Source organism: Janthinobacterium sp. Ant5-2-1, from assembly GCF_001445815.1.
GTDB classification, from domain to species: Bacteria; Pseudomonadota; Gammaproteobacteria; order Burkholderiales; family Burkholderiaceae_D; genus Janthinobacterium; species Janthinobacterium lividum_E.
Map to the genome: position 1 here is coordinate 88327 of NZ_LNCE01000178.1, position 16440 is coordinate 104766.

Genomic DNA, 16440 nt, shown 5'->3' on the forward strand with positions numbered 1-16440 from the left:
GTTGAAAACTTGCCCAGGCGCAATGAGCATTAGTGGATGGAAGAATCCGGTCAGCACTATTTCTTGATGTGGCTCAAGTCCCAGGGAAACCAGTCTAGCATTGCCGGCCTCGATTGGCGCGGATTACGTGCAATTTTTGATACTGTTGTTGCGATATTGGTATCGCGGTGAAATGTGGAGGTGTGTTCGTTCAACAACGCAGGCGTACCGGTGCGCTACAATTTGCGTTTGCCCAAATACTTCACGCCCCATGACCGCAACAACCGTTCCTGCCAGCATCACCGATGCCCTGTCCCTGGCGCATGCCTCCTGGCGTCCCATTTTGCTGCGCGGCTTGCACGCCGTGATGGCGGCCGATCCCGCCTACCTGCCGGCGCTGGCCATCGACGATTACCTGCCCACGCAAGGCCGGCTGTTCGCCGCGTTTGCCCTGCCGCTGGCGCAGGTGCGCCATGTGCTGGTGGGCGAGGGACCGTATCCGCGCGCCGACAGCGCCACGGGCGTGTGCTTCATGGATGGCGCCGTCGGCAGTCTGTGGTCGGCCACGGGCCTGTCGAAGCCCGTCAACCGCGCCACGTCCCTGCGCAACTTCATGAAAATGTTGCTGGTGGCCGATGGCCAGCTGCAGGGCGGCGATACGTCCGGCGCGGCCATGGCGCCTGTGGCGGCGGCCGCGCTGCAAGCCGGCAGCGGCGTCATCCAGACCCTGCCTGACTTGCAGCGCAAGATGACGGAGCAGGGCTTCCTGCTGCTCAACGCGGCGCTGGTGTTCCGTGCCCACGTGCCGCCCGTGCAGGATGCGCGCGGCTGGCTGCCTTTCCTGCAGGTGGTGCTCGAAGCGCTGGCGCAGCAGGGTGGGACGGCCTTGCCGCAACTGGTGTTGTGGGGCAAGATTGCCGAGCTCATCAAACGCCTGCCGGTGGCGGCGTCCTTGCCGCAGGTGACGGCGGAACATCCGTATAATCTGTCCTTTATCGGCAATCGTGACATGCAGGCCTTGTTTGGCCCGATGCAACTATTGCGTGCTTGAGATTGAATTGACGCCATCTGGCGGAAGTGCGGGGAATATGCAAATCAGTAACGTGGAAGAATTGAAGGCGTGGATCGCGGCGGGCGGCGTGCCCGACTATCTGTATTTCTGGGGGCACACGCCGGCGCAGCCGCAGATGCCCGACAAAAGCTGCTTCAGCCAGTGGTTCCCGTCGCCATTCAGCCTGGCCGGCGTGACGTATGCGACGGCCGAGCATTACATGATGGCGCAAAAGGCGGCCCTGTTTGGCGACACAGCCGTCCAGGCGCGCATCGTGGCGGCCGAACGGCCGTCGGAAGTAAAGAAGCTGGGGCGCGAGGTGGCGAACTTCGACGCCAAGGTGTGGGAAGCGGCGCGCGCCGGCATCGTCTTCGATGGCAACTTTGCCAAGTTCTCGCAAAAGGCCGCACTGCGCAAGTTTTTGCTGGGCACGGGCGAGCGCGTCATCGTCGAAGCCAGTCCCGTCGACCGCATCTGGGGCGTGGGCCTGGCGTCGGACAATCCGCGCATCCTGGACCCCGCCAGCTGGGACGGCTTGAACTTGCTCGGTTTCGAGTTGATGAAAGTGAGGAGCGCCCTGCGAGGGTGATAGCGCCTGACCAAACCTGCTGCGCGTCGGTATAGGTAGCCTGCGATGCTCACCGTACTAGAGTACGGTTGCGCTTCTCGGCCACCTCTCCCTTCCGCTCGCGACGGTTTTGTCAGGTGCCGTGAAGCCGGCGATTGTCATATTGTTGTTTGATTGTTGTTTGATTGTTGTTTTCTTGAGGCCGCCATGTCACGCGTGGCCTGTTAAGCCCCTGCCAGCCCTGTGGTCATCGAGGGGCGCTCTGACAAACCCCGCCGAATTTGTTATACTTGACTAAATCATTCAACTACTCAGGGTTTGAGAAGTTGAAAAGCCGCAATATTTTAAACTAGTTGAACCGAGGATGTATGCGTCTGACTACAAAAGGCCGTTTTGCCGTGACTGCGATGATCGATCTTGCCCTGCGCCAGGGTAAAGGTCCGGTCACCTTGTCCGGCATCAGCCAGCGCCAGTCGATTTCCCTGTCCTACCTGGAACAGCTGTTCGGCAAGCTGCGCCGCCATGAGATCGTCGAATCGATCCGCGGTCCCGGCGGCGGCTACAGCCTGGCGCGCCGTGCGGACAAGGTGACGGTGGCCGACATCATCATCGCCGTCGACGAACCGCTGGACGCCACGCAGTGCGGCGGCAAGGAACATTGCCACGGCGCCGACGCGGCTACGGGTGCGCGCTGCATGACACATGAATTGTGGTCCACACTCAACGAAAAAATGGTCGATTATCTGGATTCTGTGTCCTTGCAGGACCTGGTCGACCAGCAGAGACAAAAGATTGCCGAACAAAGCGTGATGGTGATGCATCGTAACCACGCCGCCATCGGTTGAATATTACAAAATACTAAGTTGCTGATTGCAGGAGTTATTGATGAACGCCCCAGAAAAAAACGTAGGCCAAGTGCACTTTGAAACCGCACCGCATTTCCCGATCTACATGGATTACTCGGCCACCACGCCGATCGATCCCCGCGTCGCCGACAAGATGATTCCCTACCTGCGCGAGCAGTTCGGCAATCCGGCATCGCGCAGCCACATGTATGGCTGGACGGCGGAAAAAGCCGTGGAAGAGGCACGCGGCTACGTGGCGGCCCTGGTGAACGCCGATCCGCGCGAAATCATCTGGACCTCTGGCGCGACGGAAAGCAACAACCTGGCCATCAAGGGCGCGGCACAGTTCTACAAGACCAAGGGCAAGCACATCATCACCGTCAAGACCGAGCACAAATCGGTACTCGACACCGTGCGCGAACTGGAACGCATCGGCTTTGAAGCGACCTATCTGGAACCGCAAGACAACGGCCTGATCACCGTCGAGCAGTTGGCCGCGGCCGTGCGCCCGGATACCATCCTCGTGTCGGTCATGCTGGTGAACAACGAAATCGGCGTGATCCAGCCGATCGACGAGATCGGCGTGTTCTGCCGCTCGAAAGGCATCATCTTCCATTGCGACGCCGCACAAGCGACGGGCAAGGTCGTCATCGACCTGCAAAAGACCAAGGTCGACCTGATGACCTTCACCGCGCACAAAACCTACGGCCCGAAAGGCGTGGGCGCTCTGTACGTGTGCCGCAAGCCGCGCGTGCGCCTGGAAGCGCAGATGCACGGTGGCGGCCATGAGCGCGGCCTGCGCTCGGGCACCCTGCCGACGCACCAGATCGTCGGCATGGGCGAAGCATTCCGCATCGCCAAGGAAGAAATGGACAGCGAAATCGGCCGTATCAAGGCCTTGCGCGACCGCCTGGCCAAGGGTCTGCAAGAGATCGAAGAAGTCTACATCAACGGCGACATGGATCACCGCGTGCCGCACAACCTGAACGTGAGCTTCAACTACGTCGAAGGCGAGTCGCTGATCATGGCGATCAAGGATATCGCCGTGTCGTCCGGTTCGGCCTGCACCTCGGCCAGCCTGGAACCATCGTACGTGCTGCGCGCCCTGGGCCGCAGCGACGAACTGGCGCACAGCTCGATCCGCTTCACCATCGGCCGCTTCTCGACCGAGGAAGACATCGACTTCGCCGTGAACCTGCTGAAATCGAAAGTACACAAGCTGCGCGAACTGTCGCCGCTGTGGGACATGTTCAAGGACGGAATCGACATCAATTCGATTCAATGGGCAGCCCACTAACCAACACCGTGGCCCCTGTTGACGGGGCCGGCAAGAATATTAAAGGAGCATCAAAATGGCTTACTCGGACAAAGTACTCGATCACTACGAAAACCCGCGCAACGTGGGCGCTTTCGACAAGGGGGATGAAACCATCGGCACCGGCATGGTCGGCGCGCCTGCCTGCGGCGACGTGATGAAACTGCAGATCAAGGTCGGCGCCGATGGCCTGATCGAAGATGCGAAATTCAAGACCTACGGCTGCGGTTCGGCCATCGCGTCGAGCTCCCTGGTGACGGAATGGGTCAAGGGCAAGACCCTGGACCAGGCACTGGCCATCAAGAACACGCAGATCGCCGAAGAACTGGCCCTGCCGCCAGTGAAGATCCACTGCTCCATCCTGGCGGAAGACGCCATCAAGGCGGCGGTACTGGACTACCAGACCCGTCATCCGGCAGCGTAAGAGCACCTGAGAAAACGCCCATGGCTGCGTTGCATTGCCTTGTCGTACTAGTCGTACTGCCTGCGGCAATGCGCCTTGCCCTGAACGTTTTTCAGGCACTCTAGAATTTGTTGGATTTTGATACCTGTTCCCATGAGGGAACAGGAGCGGAGAAATACATGATCACACTGACCGAAAAAGCGGCGAAACACATCAACCGTTATATCGAACGGCGCGGCAAGGGCATGGGCCTGCGCTTCGGCGTGCGTACCACGGGCTGCTCGGGCCTGGCTTACAAGCTGGAATATGTCGATGAAGCGGCGGCCGAAGACAGCGTCTTCGAATCGCACGGCGTGAAAGTCTTCGTCGACCCGAAAAGCTTGCCTTACATCGACGGCACGGAACTCGATTTCGCGCGCGAAGGCTTGAACGAAGGCTTCAAGTTCCACAATCCGAACGAAAAAGACGCCTGCGGCTGCGGCGAGTCCTTCAGGATTTAAACAGCTGGCAAGACCCCGGTCGGTGCGCTGTACCCATCGATTGCGGTACAGCGACCACTGACCATTATGCAAAACCACTTCGAATTATTCCAGTTGCCGGCGCAGTTCTCGCTCGACATGAGCGCGCTCGACGCGGCCTACCGCGACGTGCAGGGCAAGGTCCACCCGGACCGCTTCATCAACGCCAGCAGCGCTGAAAAGCGCGTGGCGATGCAATGGGCCACGCGCGCCAATGAAGCCTACCAAACCCTGAAAAGCCCGCAAAAACGCGCGCAATACCTGTGCGAACTCAATGGCGTCGACTTGCAGACGGAGTCGAACACGGCCATGCCCGTCAGCTTCCTGATGCAGCAGATGGAATGGCGCGAAGAACTGGGCGACGCCCGCGCCGGCAAGGATGCCGACGCGCTCGACGCCCTGGACCGCCAGCTGCGGGGCGAACGCAAGGCCTTGCTGGCCCAGGTGGCGGCCCAGCTCGACGCGGCCGACTATGTGAATGCCGCGCAAAGCGTGCGCGCCCTGATGTTCCTCGACAAATTCGGCGAGGAAGTCCGTTTTGCCTATGAGGCGATTGAAGTTTGATCTCCGGATAGCTTGACCGGCGTGCCAAGCGCCAGTCTGGCGCGCGTCTTATAATGCGCGACAGGCATCAACCGCATCACGCAAAAATTAATCGAGGCACGAATACAATGGCACTTCTGCAAATCTCCGAACCAGGCATGTCGACCGCGCCGCACCAGCACCGCCTGGCCGTCGGCATCGATCTGGGCACCACCAATTCCCTGGTCGCCACTGTCCGCAACAGCATTCCCGAGGTGCTCAACGACGAGGAAGGGCACTCCCTGCTGCCGTCCGTCGTGCGCTACCTGCCGAATGGCCACGCGAACATCGGCTACAAGGCCCTGTCCGCGCAAACGACCGACCCGAAGAACACCATCGTGTCCGTGAAACGCTTCATGGGCCGCGGCCTGGCCGACATTGCCTACGCGGAAAACCTGCCCTACGATTTCCAGGACACGCCTGGCATGGTGCAGCTGAAAACCGTCGCCGGCGTGAAAAGCCCCGTCGAAGTGTCGGCGCAAATCCTCGCCACCCTGCGCCAGCGCGCGGAAGATTCGCTCGGCGACGACCTGGTCGGCGCCGTCATCACCGTGCCCGCCTACTTTGACGACGCGCAGCGCCAGGCAACGAAAGATGCGGCGCAGCTGGCCGGCATCAACGTGCTGCGCCTGCTGAGCGAGCCGACGGCGGCCGCCATCGCGTATGGCCTCGACAACGCGTCCGAAGGCGTGTACGCCGTGTACGACCTCGGCGGCGGTACCTTCGACATCTCGATCCTGAAACTGAGCAAGGGCGTCTTCGAAGTGCTGTCCACGGGCGGCGATTCGGCCCTCGGTGGCGACGATTTCGACCGCCGCCTGTTCTGCTGGATCAGTGAGCAGGCCAAGCTGGCGCCCCTGTCGGACGAAGACACGGCCATCCTGATGGTGAAAGCGCGCGAGATCAAGGAAACGCTGTCGACCAAGCCGGAAACGATGATCGACGCGGCCCTGAACTCGGGCGAAGAGATCCACCTGCGCATCACGGCGGCCGACTTTGCCGCCATGACGCAGCATTTGGTCGCCAAGACCATGAACGCCATCAAGAAAGCCCTGCGCGACGCGAACGTGGATGCGGACGACGTCGACGGCGTGGTGATGGTGGGCGGCGCCACGCGCATGCCGCACGTGCAGCGCGCCGTGAGCGAATTTTTCCACACGACGCCGCACGCGAATATCGACCCGGATAAAGTCGTGGCACTGGGTGCCGCCATCCAGGCGAACTTGCTGGCAGGCAACCGCGCCGCCGGCGACGACTGGCTGCTGCTCGACGTGATTCCGCTGTCGCTCGGTATCGAGACCATGGGCGGCCTGGTAGAAAAAATCATCCCCCGTAATTCGACGATCCCGTGCGCCCGTGCGCAGGAATTCACGACCTTCAAGGATGGCCAGACGGCCCTGGCCGTGCACGTGCTGCAGGGCGAGCGCGAACTGGTGAGCGACTGCCGCTCTCTGGCGCGCTTCGAGCTGCGCGGCATTCCGCCGATGGTGGCGGGCGCCGCGCGCATCCGCATCACGTATCAGGTCGATGCGGATGGCTTGCTGTCCGTCTCGGCGCGCGAATTGCGTTCGGGCGTGGAAGCGTCGATCAGCGTCAAGCCGGCGTATGGCCTGGGTGACGACGACATCGCCCGCATGCTGCAGGATTCGTACACGTCGGCCGACGTCGACATGGTGGCGCGCGCGCTGCGCGAAGAGCAGGTGGAAGCGGAACGCATCCTGCTGGCCACGCAGTCGGCGCTCGATGAAGACGGCGGCTTGCTCGATGACGCCGAGCGCGTCACCGTCGATGGCTTGATGAACCGGGTGCGCGACGCCATCGTGCAATCGCAAAGCGGCGCCATCGACCATCAGGCCTTGAAGCTGGCGATCGAAGCACTGGCCGACGGCACCGAGGATTTCGCCTCGCGCCGCATGGACCGCAGCGTGCGCACTGCCTTGACGGGTAAATCCCTGGACCAGGTCGTACAAGACTAATTGAACAGCGCGCCGCCGCGAGCATAGCCTGCGGCGGCCGCGCTCCGAATGACAGACTGAAAGAAGAAACCATGCCACAAATCGTTATCCTGCCGCACGCCAAGCTTTGCCCGGACGGCGCCGTCATCGAAGCACCTGCCGGCAAGTCCATCTGCGACATCCTGCTGGAAAACGACATCGACATCGAGCACGCCTGCGAAAAATCGTGCGCCTGCACCACCTGCCACGTGCTGGTGCGCGAAGGCATCGAGTCCCTGAACGAAGCAACGGAACTGGAAGAAGACATGCTGGACAAGGCCTGGGGCCTGGAAGCCGTGTCGCGCCTGTCGTGCCAGTCCATCGTGGCCGACGCCGACCTCGTCGTCGAAATCCCGAAATACACGATCAACCAGGTCAGCGAAGGCAGCCACTAACATGAAATGGTCCGACATCACCGCGATCGCCGAAGCCTTGTTCGACACGCATCCGGACATCGATCCCCTGACCGTGCGTTTCACCGACCTGCATAACTGGGTGGTGGAACTGGACGGTTTCGATGATGACCATACGCGCGGCGGCGAAAAAGTGCTCGAAGCGATACAGATGGCGTGGATCGATGAAGCGCGCTAAGGGCGCGGCAGCCGCCGCCACCGCAGTCGCTGCGCCGAAAGACGTCATCACGGCCGCCAGCAACATGCCCGAGATCAAGGATGGCCAGTCGGTCGCCTTGCTGCAGGAATTGCACATCCTGACGCGCGACGGCAAGATGAACCAGGACAGCCGCCGCAAGCTCAAGCAGGTGTACCACCTGACGCAGTTCATCGAGCCGCTGCTGCGCGAAGTGCAGCTCGATCACCCTGGCGTCTCGCTGGTCGACCATGGCGCAGGCAAGTCGTACCTGGGCTTCATCCTGTACGACCTGTTCTTCAAGAACGGCAACGACGGTTCGCACATCTACGGCATCGAGACGCGCGAAGAGCTGGTGCAGCGCTCGCAGGAACTGGCGAAGAAATTCAAGTTCCCCGGCATGTCGTTCCTGCCGCTGTCCGTGGCCGAATCGACGGAATCGAACTTGCTGCCGCAGCAGATCGACATCGTCACGGCCTTGCACGCGTGCAACACGGCCACTGATGACGCGATCCATTTCGCCCTGAAGAAAAAGGCGAAATTCATGGTGCTGGTGCCATGTTGCCAGGCGGAAGTGGCGTCCGTGTTGAAAAAGAACAAGGGCAAGAGCCTGGGCAAGAACGTCTTGACGGAACTGTGGCGCCACCCGCTGCACACGCGCGAGTTCGGCAGCCAGATCACCAACGTGCTTCGCTGTCTGCAGCTGGAAGCGCACGGCTACCAGGTCAGCGTGACGGAACTGGTGGGATGGGAACATTCGATGAAGAATGAACTGATCATCGCCAGCTACAAGAACCTGCCGCGCCAGCGTCCGACGGAACGCCTGCAGGAAGTGCTGCAGACCCTGGGCCTGGAAGAGATGGGACACCGTTTCTTTGCCGAGGAATTGGCCAAGGCGCAGGCCTGATTGCTGGATTACGCGGCAAGCTGCTAATCCAACCTACGAAACTGATTGTTGGATTACGCGTTCCGCTAATCCAACCTACCAAACCCGCCACCGCCGCGCAGGTTGGGTAGGTCGGATTAGCGCGCAAGCGCGTAATCCGACAATCACCGGGCAATCAGCAACAACGGCAACAAGAGGGGAGGAGCGGGTCGGTTACAATACCGGCTTTCTCCTCCCTTGCTTTTTGCACCTCCCCATGACCACACCAATCGAAATGCCCACCGTCCGCCTGGCCAAGCGCCTGTCTGAAGACGTGCCCTGTTCGCGCCGCGAGGCCGAGCTGTATATCGAGGGCGGCTGGGTCACTGTGGATGGCGTGCTGGTGGAAGAGTCGGGCGCGCGCGTTGCCGACAATCAAACGGTGGTGCTGCTGCCGAACGCGACCCTGGAAGAAATGCCGCCCGTGACGATTCTGCTGCACAAGCCGGCAGGGATCAACGGCGGCGTGGGCAGCGAAGGCAAGCCAGCATTGAGTTGTTTGCGTCCCGAAGAGATTTTCACGCCGGAAAATGTGGCGCCCAGCTCCGTCACGCGCTTCCTCAAGCGTCATCTGATCGGTTTGACCATCACCAATCCGCTCGACACCATGGCGTCCGGCCTGCTGGTGTTCACGCAGGATTTCCGCGTCGCCCGCAAACTGGTCGACGAAGCGAAAACGGTGGAGCAGGAATTCATCGTGGAAGTGTCGGGCGCCATTGCCGAAAACGGTCTGGCGCTGCTCAATCACGGCTTGCCCTTCAATGGCAAGCCTTTGCCGCCGATCAAGGTCAGCTGGCAAAATGAAACGCGCTTGCGCTTTGCCCTGAAAAACGTGCAGCCGGGCCAGATCGCGCACATGTGCAAGATGGTGGGACTGGAGGTCGTCGCCATGAAGCGCTTGCGCATCGGCCGCATCCCGATGGGCGCCATGCCATCAGGCCAGTGGCGCTATCTGCAAGGCTACGAGCGCTTCTAAAGCTGCGGCGCCGTGATGGAATGGCTTTCCGCAAAGCTTTTCCATAGCCGTTCGGCAATATTCAAGGCGATGGTGTCGGCCTTTTCTTGCAGGGCCGCATTGCCCATGCTTTCCGTCGTGGCAAAGAACAGGGTCAGCCAGCGGCGGAACATGCAGGGCGTGAGGTTTTCCATTTGCGCGTGCTGGGCCAGCGGCTTGCCGTGGTAGCGCATGGTGCCGCGCAGCAAGCCTGACCAGAAATCGATCAATGTTGCCAGATGAGCATCCCAATCCTTGACCTCGGCGGCAAAGATGGGGCCCAGCATGGCGTCGTCGCGCGCGGCCGCATAAAAGGTGTGGACGAGATGCTTGACTTCGTCTTCGCTGCAGACTTCCTCGCGGTAGGGAGCGAAGCGTGTGTGGGGGAGGGGGGCGGTATTCTTCATGGCATGCCATGATCGCAGAGCCCCCGTGGCGCTTCAATGACCCAGGTCAAGCCACGTAAAACTCAGGCGGCGACTTTCTTCGCCTTCTTCGCAGGGGCTGGCAATTGCACGATCTGGGTGCCCGCCAGCTTGTCGTGCAGGAATTGCCCATTGCCCGTGAACAGGGCCGTGCTGGACCAGGCCAGGATGCCCACGCCGATGGCGCCCAGGGCCGTCCAGTGTTGCAAGTCCAGCAGATACGATACGAGCAGGGCCGGCAGCAGCCACATCCATGACAGAACATAGCGGTAGGCGGCCACGCGCAGCGGCACGTGGGCGTGGCCCGGTAGCACCAGTTGCAAGCGCCACGTCTTCATGGCCAGGGTTTGTCCTTCGCGGCTCCACTGATGGATGAAATACGCGCCCATGACGAGGAAGGCCAGGCATTGGCGCATGTGTTCCGTCAACGGCGTATGCGCGCCTTGCACGGCCAGTTCAAACAGCAGGAACGGCAAAAACAGCACGGCCAGGGCCAGCAGCGACTCGTACACCATGGAAATCAGGCGGCGCTTGATCGTGGGATGGGAGGTGATGCTGGCGGCAGGCGTGCTATTTGACATTGGTTGGCAGTGGGGCAGGCGTGGCAGGTGGCGTGACGGGCACGGCGGCGGGTGGCGTGGTGGCGGCAGGATCGCCTGCCGGCACGGTCGTCGCTGCGGGAGCGGGCGGCGGGACAGGTGCGGCGGCAGGCGCTGCCGGCGTGGCAGGCGCCTTAAGTACGGGCGGCTTGGTCGTCGTCGAGTTGATCGCAGGCACCTTGCCCAGCGGTTTTTTCGGCACGAGTTCCGTCGCCAGCTTTTTCTTTTGATCTTCCGGCAATTGCTGGTATTGCTCCCATTGCGCGGTTTTTTGGCCCGGATCAATCTTCTTCGTGCGGGTATAGTTCTCGCGCACGAGGCGGCGCTGTTCCGGCGTCAGCTTGACCCATTCGCGCATGCGGTCATGCACGCGGGTTTGCTCGTCCGGCGTCATGGAGGCGAAACGGCTGGCGATATCGAGCCATTTCTGCTTGCGCAGCGGTTCCAGCTTGTTCCATTCGCCCGCCAGCGGCTGCAGGGCTTCCTGCTGCGCGCGCGACAGCTTGTTCCACGATGGATTCTCGCCAGCCTTCGGCGTGCCGCCCTTGCCGCCCGTGCGGGGCGAGCCGGGCTTGACGGCCGGGGCCGGCGCCGCCACGGGCGCGGCCGCCACGGGAAGAGGGGGCGGCGCGGCATGTTGCTGCGCGCCTACCCAGGCAGCGCCCGCCAGGGCGCAAGCACCCAGGCCGATGCCGCCAGCCAGCCAGCCTTTGCGTACGCTCGTGCGTGCCATTTATTGCTCGCGTTTCGTCAGGTAGGCGTTGAAGCCATGGTCCATATAGGCGGAGAGCGGCAATTCGTCCGACAGGACGGCGGCGTCGATTTCTGCCAGTTCGGCAATATGTTGTTCCTGCTCAAACTGATAGATGCCCACCAGGCCGCCGACCAGCAGCAGCAGGGGGATGACGACGCTCATGCGGCCCAGCCACGACAGCGGTTCGACAAACAGGCTGCTGGCGATGCCGGCGAAGACGTCCTTGCGCACGGTGACGGCGGCGGGCGCGTCCGTCTTCTTGCGCGACAGGGCCAGCTTGCGTGCCGCTGCCAGGCGATCGGTGGCCGATGCGGGCAGGTCGTCGAGTTTTTCGTTCAGTGCATGGCGCACTTTGTAAGCGAAATTGAGATCGTCGGTGTTCATAATTTAATTCCCTTGGCTTTCAGCGATTCGGCGAGCGTGTGGGTAGCTCTAGAGCAATGTGTTTTCACGCTACCTTCGGAGCAACCCATCGCTTCCGCTGTTTCAGCCACATCCATGTCCTGCCAGTAACGCATGAGGAAGGCTTCGCGTTGACGTGAGGGCAGTTTTTGTACCTCTGCATCAATCAAATCAAGCATTTGCGCGCGTTCGACCTGGTCGGCTGACGATTCGGCGGCACTCGAGCCCTGTTCCGATTCATAAGTATCAAGTATATCAAAATCTTCATGCTCGTCGCCCGAGGGCTTCATGCCGGAAAACAGGCTGACCCAGGTGTTGCGAACTTTTTCGCGGCGGAAATAGTCGAGTATGGTGTTCTGCAAGATGCGCTGGAACAACATCGGCAGCTCGGCGGCCGGCTTGTCGCCGTATTTCTCGGCCAGCTTGATCATGGCGTCCTGCACGATGTCGAGTGCCGATTCTTCCTTGCGGACCGCGTAGGCGGCCTGCTTGAAAGCGCGCCGCTCGACATTTTCTAGAAAGTCGGATAATTCTTTGTCTGTTGCCATGCGGTATGGGGATTTTAGCGGCTGCGGGGTGCGGTGGGCGAAATGGGGGCGGGTATGCTTTTTGCAACCCCGTGCATGCTAGCAAAAAATGTGCGTTTCCGCAGGGTTTTTGCACGACGTGCGGGCGAATTGGCCTTTCGGCCGACATTTTCCTTGACCATAATGGTGCAACGCGATAACGTATGGGACGCTTTGAACACCCCAAAGCCCTATGGTCAGGTCGCGACCGGCACACAAGGCCATCCGCGGCAAGACGCGCTTTCATTTGTAGGCAGTTTGTTCTAACCCGCGCCACAAGCGCGAGCGGTTCGTACAGGCGCCACAGAAACTCCGGCCAAACGAGTTGCGTTAAGCGTTGTTTTGTAAGGTATCTATGGGTGCCCAAAGAAATGTCGTGACCGCATGAAAAGGGAAGCAGGAGCACTGTCGCGCACGGCGAACTTCGTCAGGAAAGAACATCCGATCAATCTCCAATGGACCTTGAAAGGAATGTTTCATGAATACCGAAGCAAAGGGACCTGCAACAGGTTCCACAACAGGACCGATCACGGGCGCAGAAATTGTCGTGCGCTGTCTGGCTGAAGAGGGCGTCGAGCACGTCTTTGGATATCCGGGCGGAGCCGTACTCTACATCTACGACGCCATCTTCCAGCAAAACAAATTCCAGCATATCCTGGTACGCCACGAGCAGGCCGCGATCCACGCCGCCGATGCCTATTCGCGCAGCTCGAACAAAGTCGGTGTCGCCATCGTCACGTCCGGTCCGGGCGTCACGAATGCCGTCACGGGCCTGTCGACCGCGTACATGGACTCGATTCCCATGGTGGTGATTTCCGGCCAGGTGCCGAGCCACGCCATCGGTCAGGATGCGTTCCAGGAATGCGACACGGTCGGCATCACGCGCCCCGTCGTCAAGCACAACTTCCTCGTCAAGGACGTCAAGGACCTGGCAGCGACGATCAAGAAAGCCTTCTTTATCGCCCGTACCGGCCGTCCGGGACCCGTGCTGGTCGATATCCCCAAGGATATCAGCATGCACAAATGCAATTTCGACTATCCGAAGGAAGTCGAGATGCGTTCCTACCGTCCCGTCGACAAGGGCCACTCGGGTCAGATCCGCAAGGCCGTGCAGCTGTTGCTGCAAGCCGAACGCCCGATGATCTACACGGGCGGCGGCGTCATCCTCGCGCATGCGGCTCCCGAGCTGAACAAGCTGGTCGACCGCCTGGGTTTCCCTTGCACCAACACCTTGATGGGCCTGGGCGGCTACCGCGCCTCGAGCGAGCAATATGTCGGCATGCCCGGCATGCACGGCACCTATGAAGCGAACATGGCGATGCAGAACTGCGACGTCCTGATCGCCATCGGCGCCCGTTTCGATGACCGCGTGATCGGCAACCCGAAACATTTCGCCTCGCATCCGCGCAAGATCATCCACGTGGACATCGATCCATCGTCGATTTCCAAGCGCGTCAAGGTCGATATCCCCATCGTCGGCAACGTCAAGGACGTGCTGATCGAGTTCCTCGCGCAACTGGACGCGGCTGAAGCCAAGCCGAACGTCAATGCCTTGAGCAACTGGTGGAAGCAGATCGCCGAATGGCGTGGCCGCGAATGCCTGAAATATCCGACCTCCGACCTGGTGATCAAGCCGCAATCGGTGGTGGAAAAGGTGTTCCAGATCACCAAGGGCGACGCCTTCATCACGTCCGACGTGGGCCAGCACCAGATGTGGGCGGCGCAATACTATGGCTTCGACAAGCCGCGCCGCTGGATCAATTCGGGCGGCCTGGGCACCATGGGTGTCGGTTTGCCGTACGCCATGGGCGTGCAGATGGCCAATCCGGACGCAACCGTTGCCTGCATCACGGGTGAAGGTTCGATCCAGATGTGCATCCAGGAACTCGCCACGTGCAAGCAGTACCACCTGACGCCGAAGATCATCATGCTCAACAACCGCTTCCTCGGCATGGTGCGCCAGTGGCAGGAAATCGATTACGGTTCGCGCTATTCCGAGTCGTACATGGATTCGTTGCCCGACTTCGAGAAGCTGGCCGAAGCGTATGGCCACGTGGGCATGAAAATTGAAAAACCGGGCGACGTCGACGGCGCCCTGAAAGAGGCGTTTGGCATGAAAGACAGGCTGGTATTCATGAACTTCATTACCGACCAGTCCGAAAACGTGTGGCCAATGGTGAAAGCCGGCAAGGGCCTGTCCGAAATGATGCTCGGTTCGGAGGATCTCTAATCATGCGCCATATTATTTCTGTCTTGCTGGAAAACGAAGCGGGCGCCCTGTCGCGCGTGGTGGGCCTGTTCTCGGCACGCGGCTACAACATCGAAACATTGACGGTGGCGCCGACGGAAGACTCGACCCTGTCGCGCATGACCATCGTCACCAGCGGTTCGGACGACATCATCGAGCAGATCACCAAGCACTTGAACCGCCTCATCGAGGTGGTCAAGGTGGTGGACCTGACCGAAGGCCAGCATATCGAACGCGAGTTGATGCTGATCAAGGTTCGGGCCGTGGGCAAGGAACGCGAGGAAATGAAGCGCACCGCCGATATCTTCCGTGGCCGCATCATCGATGTCACCGAAAAGACGTACACGATCGAACTGACCGGCAACAAGGTCAAGCTCGACGCGTTCATCGATTCGATCGACCGCGCCGCCATTCTGGAAACCGTCCGCACGGGTGGTTCCGGCATCGGCCGCGGCGAACGCATCCTCAAAGTATAAAAATACAAGCAGCACTGCACTACGCGGCCCTGGCGCCGCATTTAAAACAACAACGCATCATCAAATATATAGGAAATACCATGAAAGTTTTTTACGACAAAGACGCTGACCTCTCCTTGATCAAAGGCAAAAACGTTGCCATCATCGGCTACGGTTCGCAAGGCCATGCACACGCGCAAAACCTGAACGATTCGGGCGTCAACGTCACCGTCGGCCTGCGCAAGGGCGGCGCTTCGTGGACCAAGGTCGAGCAAGCCGGCCTGAAAGTGGCGGAAGTCAACGACGCCGTGAAAGCGGCCGACGTCATCATGATCTTGCTGCCAGATGAAAACATCGCCCAGGTCTACAACGAAAACATCGCGCCGTTCGCCAAGCAAGGCGCCGTGCTGGCCTTCGCCCATGGCTTCAACGTGCATTATGGCCAAGTCGTGCCACGCGCCGACCTGGACGTGATCATGGTCGCGCCGAAAGCCCCGGGCCACACCGTGCGCGCCACCTACACCCAGGGTGGCGGCGTGCCCCACCTGATCGCCGTGTACCAGGACAAATCGGGCATCGCCCGCGATATCGCCCTGTCGTACGCTTCGGCCAACGGCGGCGGCCGTGCCGGCATCATCGAAACGAACTTCCGCGAAGAAACCGAAACGGACTTGTTCGGCGAACAGGCCGTGCTGTGCGGCGGTGCCGTGGAACTGATCAAGGCCGGCTTCGAAACCCTGACGGAAGCGGGCTATGCTCCTGAAATGGCGTACTTCGAGTGCTTGCACGAACTGAAGCTGATCGTCGACCTGATCTATGAAGGCGGCATCGCCAACATGAACTACTCGATCTCGAACAACGCCGAATACGGCGAATACGTGACCGGTCCTAAAGTCGTGACGTCGGCCACCAAGGATGCAATGCGTCAATGCCTGAAAGACATTCAAACGGGCGAATACGCGAAGAGCTTCATCCTGGAAAACAAGGCTGGCGCACCGACCCTGATCTCGCGCCGCCGTTTGACGTCCGAGCATCAGATCGAAGAAGTGGGCGCGAAACTGCGCGCCATGATGCCTTGGATCGCCAAGAACAAGATGGTTGACCAGTCGAAGAACTAAGCAGTTGTAGTGCATCACAAGAAGCCGGCGCAAGCCGGCTTTTTTTATGCGCATCGTTTGGCAGGCAACATCCGTTACAATCAGGTCCATTCAACAATACCGTGCGCACCA

20 protein-coding genes are annotated in these 16440 nt (G+C 60.5%); 15 read left to right on the forward strand and 5 right to left on the reverse strand.

What is annotated here, in order from left to right; all coding sequences use genetic code 11:
* Nucleotides 1-250: 250 nt before the first annotated feature.
* The 12 genes from ASN89_RS27765 (at nucleotide 251) to ASN89_RS27820 (ending at nucleotide 9744) form a co-directional block, all read left to right on the forward strand.
* Entirely contained in the window at nucleotides 251-1030 is a 780-nt protein-coding gene (locus tag ASN89_RS27765) for a hypothetical protein (RefSeq protein WP_058051460.1), read from the forward strand.
* Nucleotides 1031-1067: 37 nt separating this feature from the next.
* Nucleotides 1068-1619 (forward strand): NADAR family protein, encoded by a 552-nt coding sequence (locus ASN89_RS27770; RefSeq protein ID WP_046683832.1) that lies wholly within the window; start codon nucleotides 1068-1070, stop codon nucleotides 1617-1619.
* A 347-nt stretch (nucleotides 1620-1966) separates the two neighbouring features.
* Nucleotides 1967-2443 carry a Fe-S cluster assembly transcriptional regulator IscR gene (iscR, locus tag ASN89_RS27775; RefSeq protein ID WP_034750086.1) on the forward strand — a complete coding sequence of 159 codons (477 nt, stop codon included), beginning with the start codon at nucleotides 1967-1969 and terminating at the stop codon, nucleotides 2441-2443.
* A gap of 40 nt (nucleotides 2444-2483) precedes the next feature.
* The gene (locus tag ASN89_RS27780) at nucleotides 2484-3740 is read left to right on the forward strand and encodes an IscS subfamily cysteine desulfurase (RefSeq protein WP_046683833.1); all 1257 of its coding nucleotides are present in this window, start codon (nucleotides 2484-2486) and stop codon (nucleotides 3738-3740) included.
* A 55-nt stretch (nucleotides 3741-3795) separates the two neighbouring features.
* A complete protein-coding gene (gene iscU / locus ASN89_RS27785; RefSeq protein ID WP_034750082.1) occupies nucleotides 3796-4182 on the forward strand; it encodes a Fe-S cluster assembly scaffold IscU in 387 nt (128 codons plus the stop codon).
* A gap of 158 nt (nucleotides 4183-4340) precedes the next feature.
* Nucleotides 4341-4661 (forward strand): iron-sulfur cluster assembly protein IscA, encoded by a 321-nt coding sequence (gene iscA / locus ASN89_RS27790; RefSeq protein WP_034750079.1) that lies wholly within the window; start codon nucleotides 4341-4343, stop codon nucleotides 4659-4661.
* 66 nt (nucleotides 4662-4727) lie between these two features.
* Nucleotides 4728-5243, forward strand: a complete 516-nt coding sequence (gene hscB, locus ASN89_RS27795; RefSeq protein ID WP_035820574.1) for a Fe-S protein assembly co-chaperone HscB — start codon at nucleotides 4728-4730, stop codon at nucleotides 5241-5243.
* A 107-nt stretch (nucleotides 5244-5350) separates the two neighbouring features.
* Nucleotides 5351-7237, forward strand: a complete 1887-nt coding sequence (gene hscA / locus ASN89_RS27800) for a Fe-S protein assembly chaperone HscA (RefSeq protein ID WP_058051461.1) — start codon at nucleotides 5351-5353, stop codon at nucleotides 7235-7237.
* A gap of 71 nt (nucleotides 7238-7308) precedes the next feature.
* The gene (fdx, locus tag ASN89_RS27805) at nucleotides 7309-7650 is read left to right on the forward strand and encodes an ISC system 2Fe-2S type ferredoxin (protein WP_035820570.1); all 342 of its coding nucleotides are present in this window, start codon (nucleotides 7309-7311) and stop codon (nucleotides 7648-7650) included.
* 1 nt (nucleotide 7651) lies between these two features.
* Nucleotides 7652-7846, forward strand: coding sequence for a Fe-S cluster assembly protein IscX (gene iscX, locus ASN89_RS27810; RefSeq protein WP_034750067.1), 195 nt, complete (start codon nucleotides 7652-7654; stop codon nucleotides 7844-7846).
* Nucleotides 7833-8750 (forward strand): class I SAM-dependent methyltransferase, encoded by a 918-nt coding sequence (locus tag ASN89_RS27815; RefSeq protein ID WP_046683835.1) that lies wholly within the window; start codon nucleotides 7833-7835, stop codon nucleotides 8748-8750. Before iscX ends, ASN89_RS27815 begins: the two co-directional genes overlap by 14 nt.
* A 235-nt stretch (nucleotides 8751-8985) precedes the next feature.
* Nucleotides 8986-9744, forward strand: coding sequence for an rRNA pseudouridine synthase (locus tag ASN89_RS27820; protein WP_058051462.1), 759 nt, complete (start codon nucleotides 8986-8988; stop codon nucleotides 9742-9744).
* On the opposite strand, the gene ASN89_RS27825 is transcribed toward ASN89_RS27820, so the two are convergent.
* The 5 genes from ASN89_RS27825 to ASN89_RS27845 all read right to left on the reverse strand — a co-directional run bounded on the left by ASN89_RS27825 (nucleotide 9741) and on the right by ASN89_RS27845 (nucleotide 12490).
* A complete protein-coding gene (locus ASN89_RS27825; RefSeq protein WP_046683837.1) occupies nucleotides 9741-10169 on the reverse strand; it encodes a group III truncated hemoglobin in 429 nt (142 codons plus the stop codon). The genes ASN89_RS27820 and ASN89_RS27825 overlap by 4 nt on opposite strands.
* Nucleotides 10170-10231: 62 nt before the next feature.
* Entirely contained in the window at nucleotides 10232-10768 is a 537-nt protein-coding gene (locus ASN89_RS27830) for an RDD family protein (protein WP_058051463.1), read from the reverse strand.
* The gene (locus tag ASN89_RS27835; protein WP_058051464.1) at nucleotides 10758-11519 is read right to left on the reverse strand and encodes a DUF3106 domain-containing protein; all 762 of its coding nucleotides are present in this window, start codon (nucleotides 11517-11519) and stop codon (nucleotides 10758-10760) included. The genes ASN89_RS27830 and ASN89_RS27835 overlap by 11 nt, the downstream gene beginning before the upstream one ends.
* The gene (locus tag ASN89_RS27840) at nucleotides 11520-11924 is read right to left on the reverse strand and encodes a DUF3619 family protein (protein WP_058051465.1); all 405 of its coding nucleotides are present in this window, start codon (nucleotides 11922-11924) and stop codon (nucleotides 11520-11522) included.
* Nucleotides 11921-12490, reverse strand: a complete 570-nt coding sequence (locus ASN89_RS27845; RefSeq protein WP_034750048.1) for an RNA polymerase sigma factor — start codon at nucleotides 12488-12490, stop codon at nucleotides 11921-11923. Before ASN89_RS27845 ends, ASN89_RS27840 begins: the two co-directional genes overlap by 4 nt.
* A 496-nt stretch (nucleotides 12491-12986) precedes the next feature.
* On the opposite strand from ASN89_RS27845, the gene ASN89_RS27850 reads away from it, so the two are divergent.
* From ASN89_RS27850 to ilvC, 3 genes are all read left to right on the forward strand, one after another.
* A complete protein-coding gene (locus ASN89_RS27850; protein ID WP_082127698.1) occupies nucleotides 12987-14738 on the forward strand; it encodes an acetolactate synthase 3 catalytic subunit in 1752 nt (583 codons plus the stop codon).
* A 2-nt stretch (nucleotides 14739-14740) separates the two neighbouring features.
* Nucleotides 14741-15232, forward strand: coding sequence for an acetolactate synthase small subunit (ilvN, locus tag ASN89_RS27855; protein ID WP_010399754.1), 492 nt, complete (start codon nucleotides 14741-14743; stop codon nucleotides 15230-15232).
* Between the two features lie 80 nt (nucleotides 15233-15312).
* Entirely contained in the window at nucleotides 15313-16329 is a 1017-nt protein-coding gene (ilvC, locus tag ASN89_RS27860; RefSeq protein WP_034750044.1) for a ketol-acid reductoisomerase, read from the forward strand.
* Nucleotides 16330-16440: the final 111 nt, after the last annotated feature.

What these genes read in the sequence shown, in the direction of transcription:
- ASN89_RS27840 (WP_058051465.1), bottom strand. Translation starts at nt 11,924, where the DNA reads ATGAACACCGACGATCTCAATTTCGCTTACAAAGTGCGCCATGCACTG.
- ilvC (WP_034750044.1), top strand. Translation starts at nt 15,313, where the DNA reads ATGAAAGTTTTTTACGACAAAGACGCTGACCTCTCCTTGATCAAAGGC.
- ASN89_RS27830 (WP_058051463.1), bottom strand. Translation starts at nt 10,768, where the DNA reads ATGTCAAATAGCACGCCTGCCGCCAGCATCACCTCCCATCCCACGATC.
- ASN89_RS27825 (WP_046683837.1), bottom strand. Translation starts at nt 10,169, where the DNA reads ATGAAGAATACCGCCCCCCTCCCCCACACACGCTTCGCTCCCTACCGC.
- ASN89_RS27845 (WP_034750048.1), bottom strand. Translation starts at nt 12,490, where the DNA reads ATGGCAACAGACAAAGAATTATCCGACTTTCTAGAAAATGTCGAGCGG.
- iscU (WP_034750082.1), top strand. Translation starts at nt 3,796, where the DNA reads ATGGCTTACTCGGACAAAGTACTCGATCACTACGAAAACCCGCGCAAC.
- ASN89_RS27780 (WP_046683833.1), top strand. Translation starts at nt 2,484, where the DNA reads ATGAACGCCCCAGAAAAAAACGTAGGCCAAGTGCACTTTGAAACCGCA.
- hscA (WP_058051461.1), top strand. Translation starts at nt 5,351, where the DNA reads ATGGCACTTCTGCAAATCTCCGAACCAGGCATGTCGACCGCGCCGCAC.
- iscX (WP_034750067.1), top strand. Translation starts at nt 7,652, where the DNA reads ATGAAATGGTCCGACATCACCGCGATCGCCGAAGCCTTGTTCGACACG.
- fdx (WP_035820570.1), top strand. Translation starts at nt 7,309, where the DNA reads ATGCCACAAATCGTTATCCTGCCGCACGCCAAGCTTTGCCCGGACGGC.
- iscR (WP_034750086.1), top strand. Translation starts at nt 1,967, where the DNA reads ATGCGTCTGACTACAAAAGGCCGTTTTGCCGTGACTGCGATGATCGAT.
- ASN89_RS27765 (WP_058051460.1), top strand. Translation starts at nt 251, where the DNA reads ATGACCGCAACAACCGTTCCTGCCAGCATCACCGATGCCCTGTCCCTG.
- ASN89_RS27850 (WP_082127698.1), top strand. Translation starts at nt 12,987, where the DNA reads ATGAATACCGAAGCAAAGGGACCTGCAACAGGTTCCACAACAGGACCG.
- ASN89_RS27815 (WP_046683835.1), top strand. Translation starts at nt 7,833, where the DNA reads ATGAAGCGCGCTAAGGGCGCGGCAGCCGCCGCCACCGCAGTCGCTGCG.
- hscB (WP_035820574.1), top strand. Translation starts at nt 4,728, where the DNA reads ATGCAAAACCACTTCGAATTATTCCAGTTGCCGGCGCAGTTCTCGCTC.
- iscA (WP_034750079.1), top strand. Translation starts at nt 4,341, where the DNA reads ATGATCACACTGACCGAAAAAGCGGCGAAACACATCAACCGTTATATC.
- ASN89_RS27820 (WP_058051462.1), top strand. Translation starts at nt 8,986, where the DNA reads ATGACCACACCAATCGAAATGCCCACCGTCCGCCTGGCCAAGCGCCTG.
- ASN89_RS27835 (WP_058051464.1), bottom strand. Translation starts at nt 11,519, where the DNA reads ATGGCACGCACGAGCGTACGCAAAGGCTGGCTGGCTGGCGGCATCGGC.
- ASN89_RS27770 (WP_046683832.1), top strand. Translation starts at nt 1,068, where the DNA reads ATGCAAATCAGTAACGTGGAAGAATTGAAGGCGTGGATCGCGGCGGGC.
- ilvN (WP_010399754.1), top strand. Translation starts at nt 14,741, where the DNA reads ATGCGCCATATTATTTCTGTCTTGCTGGAAAACGAAGCGGGCGCCCTG.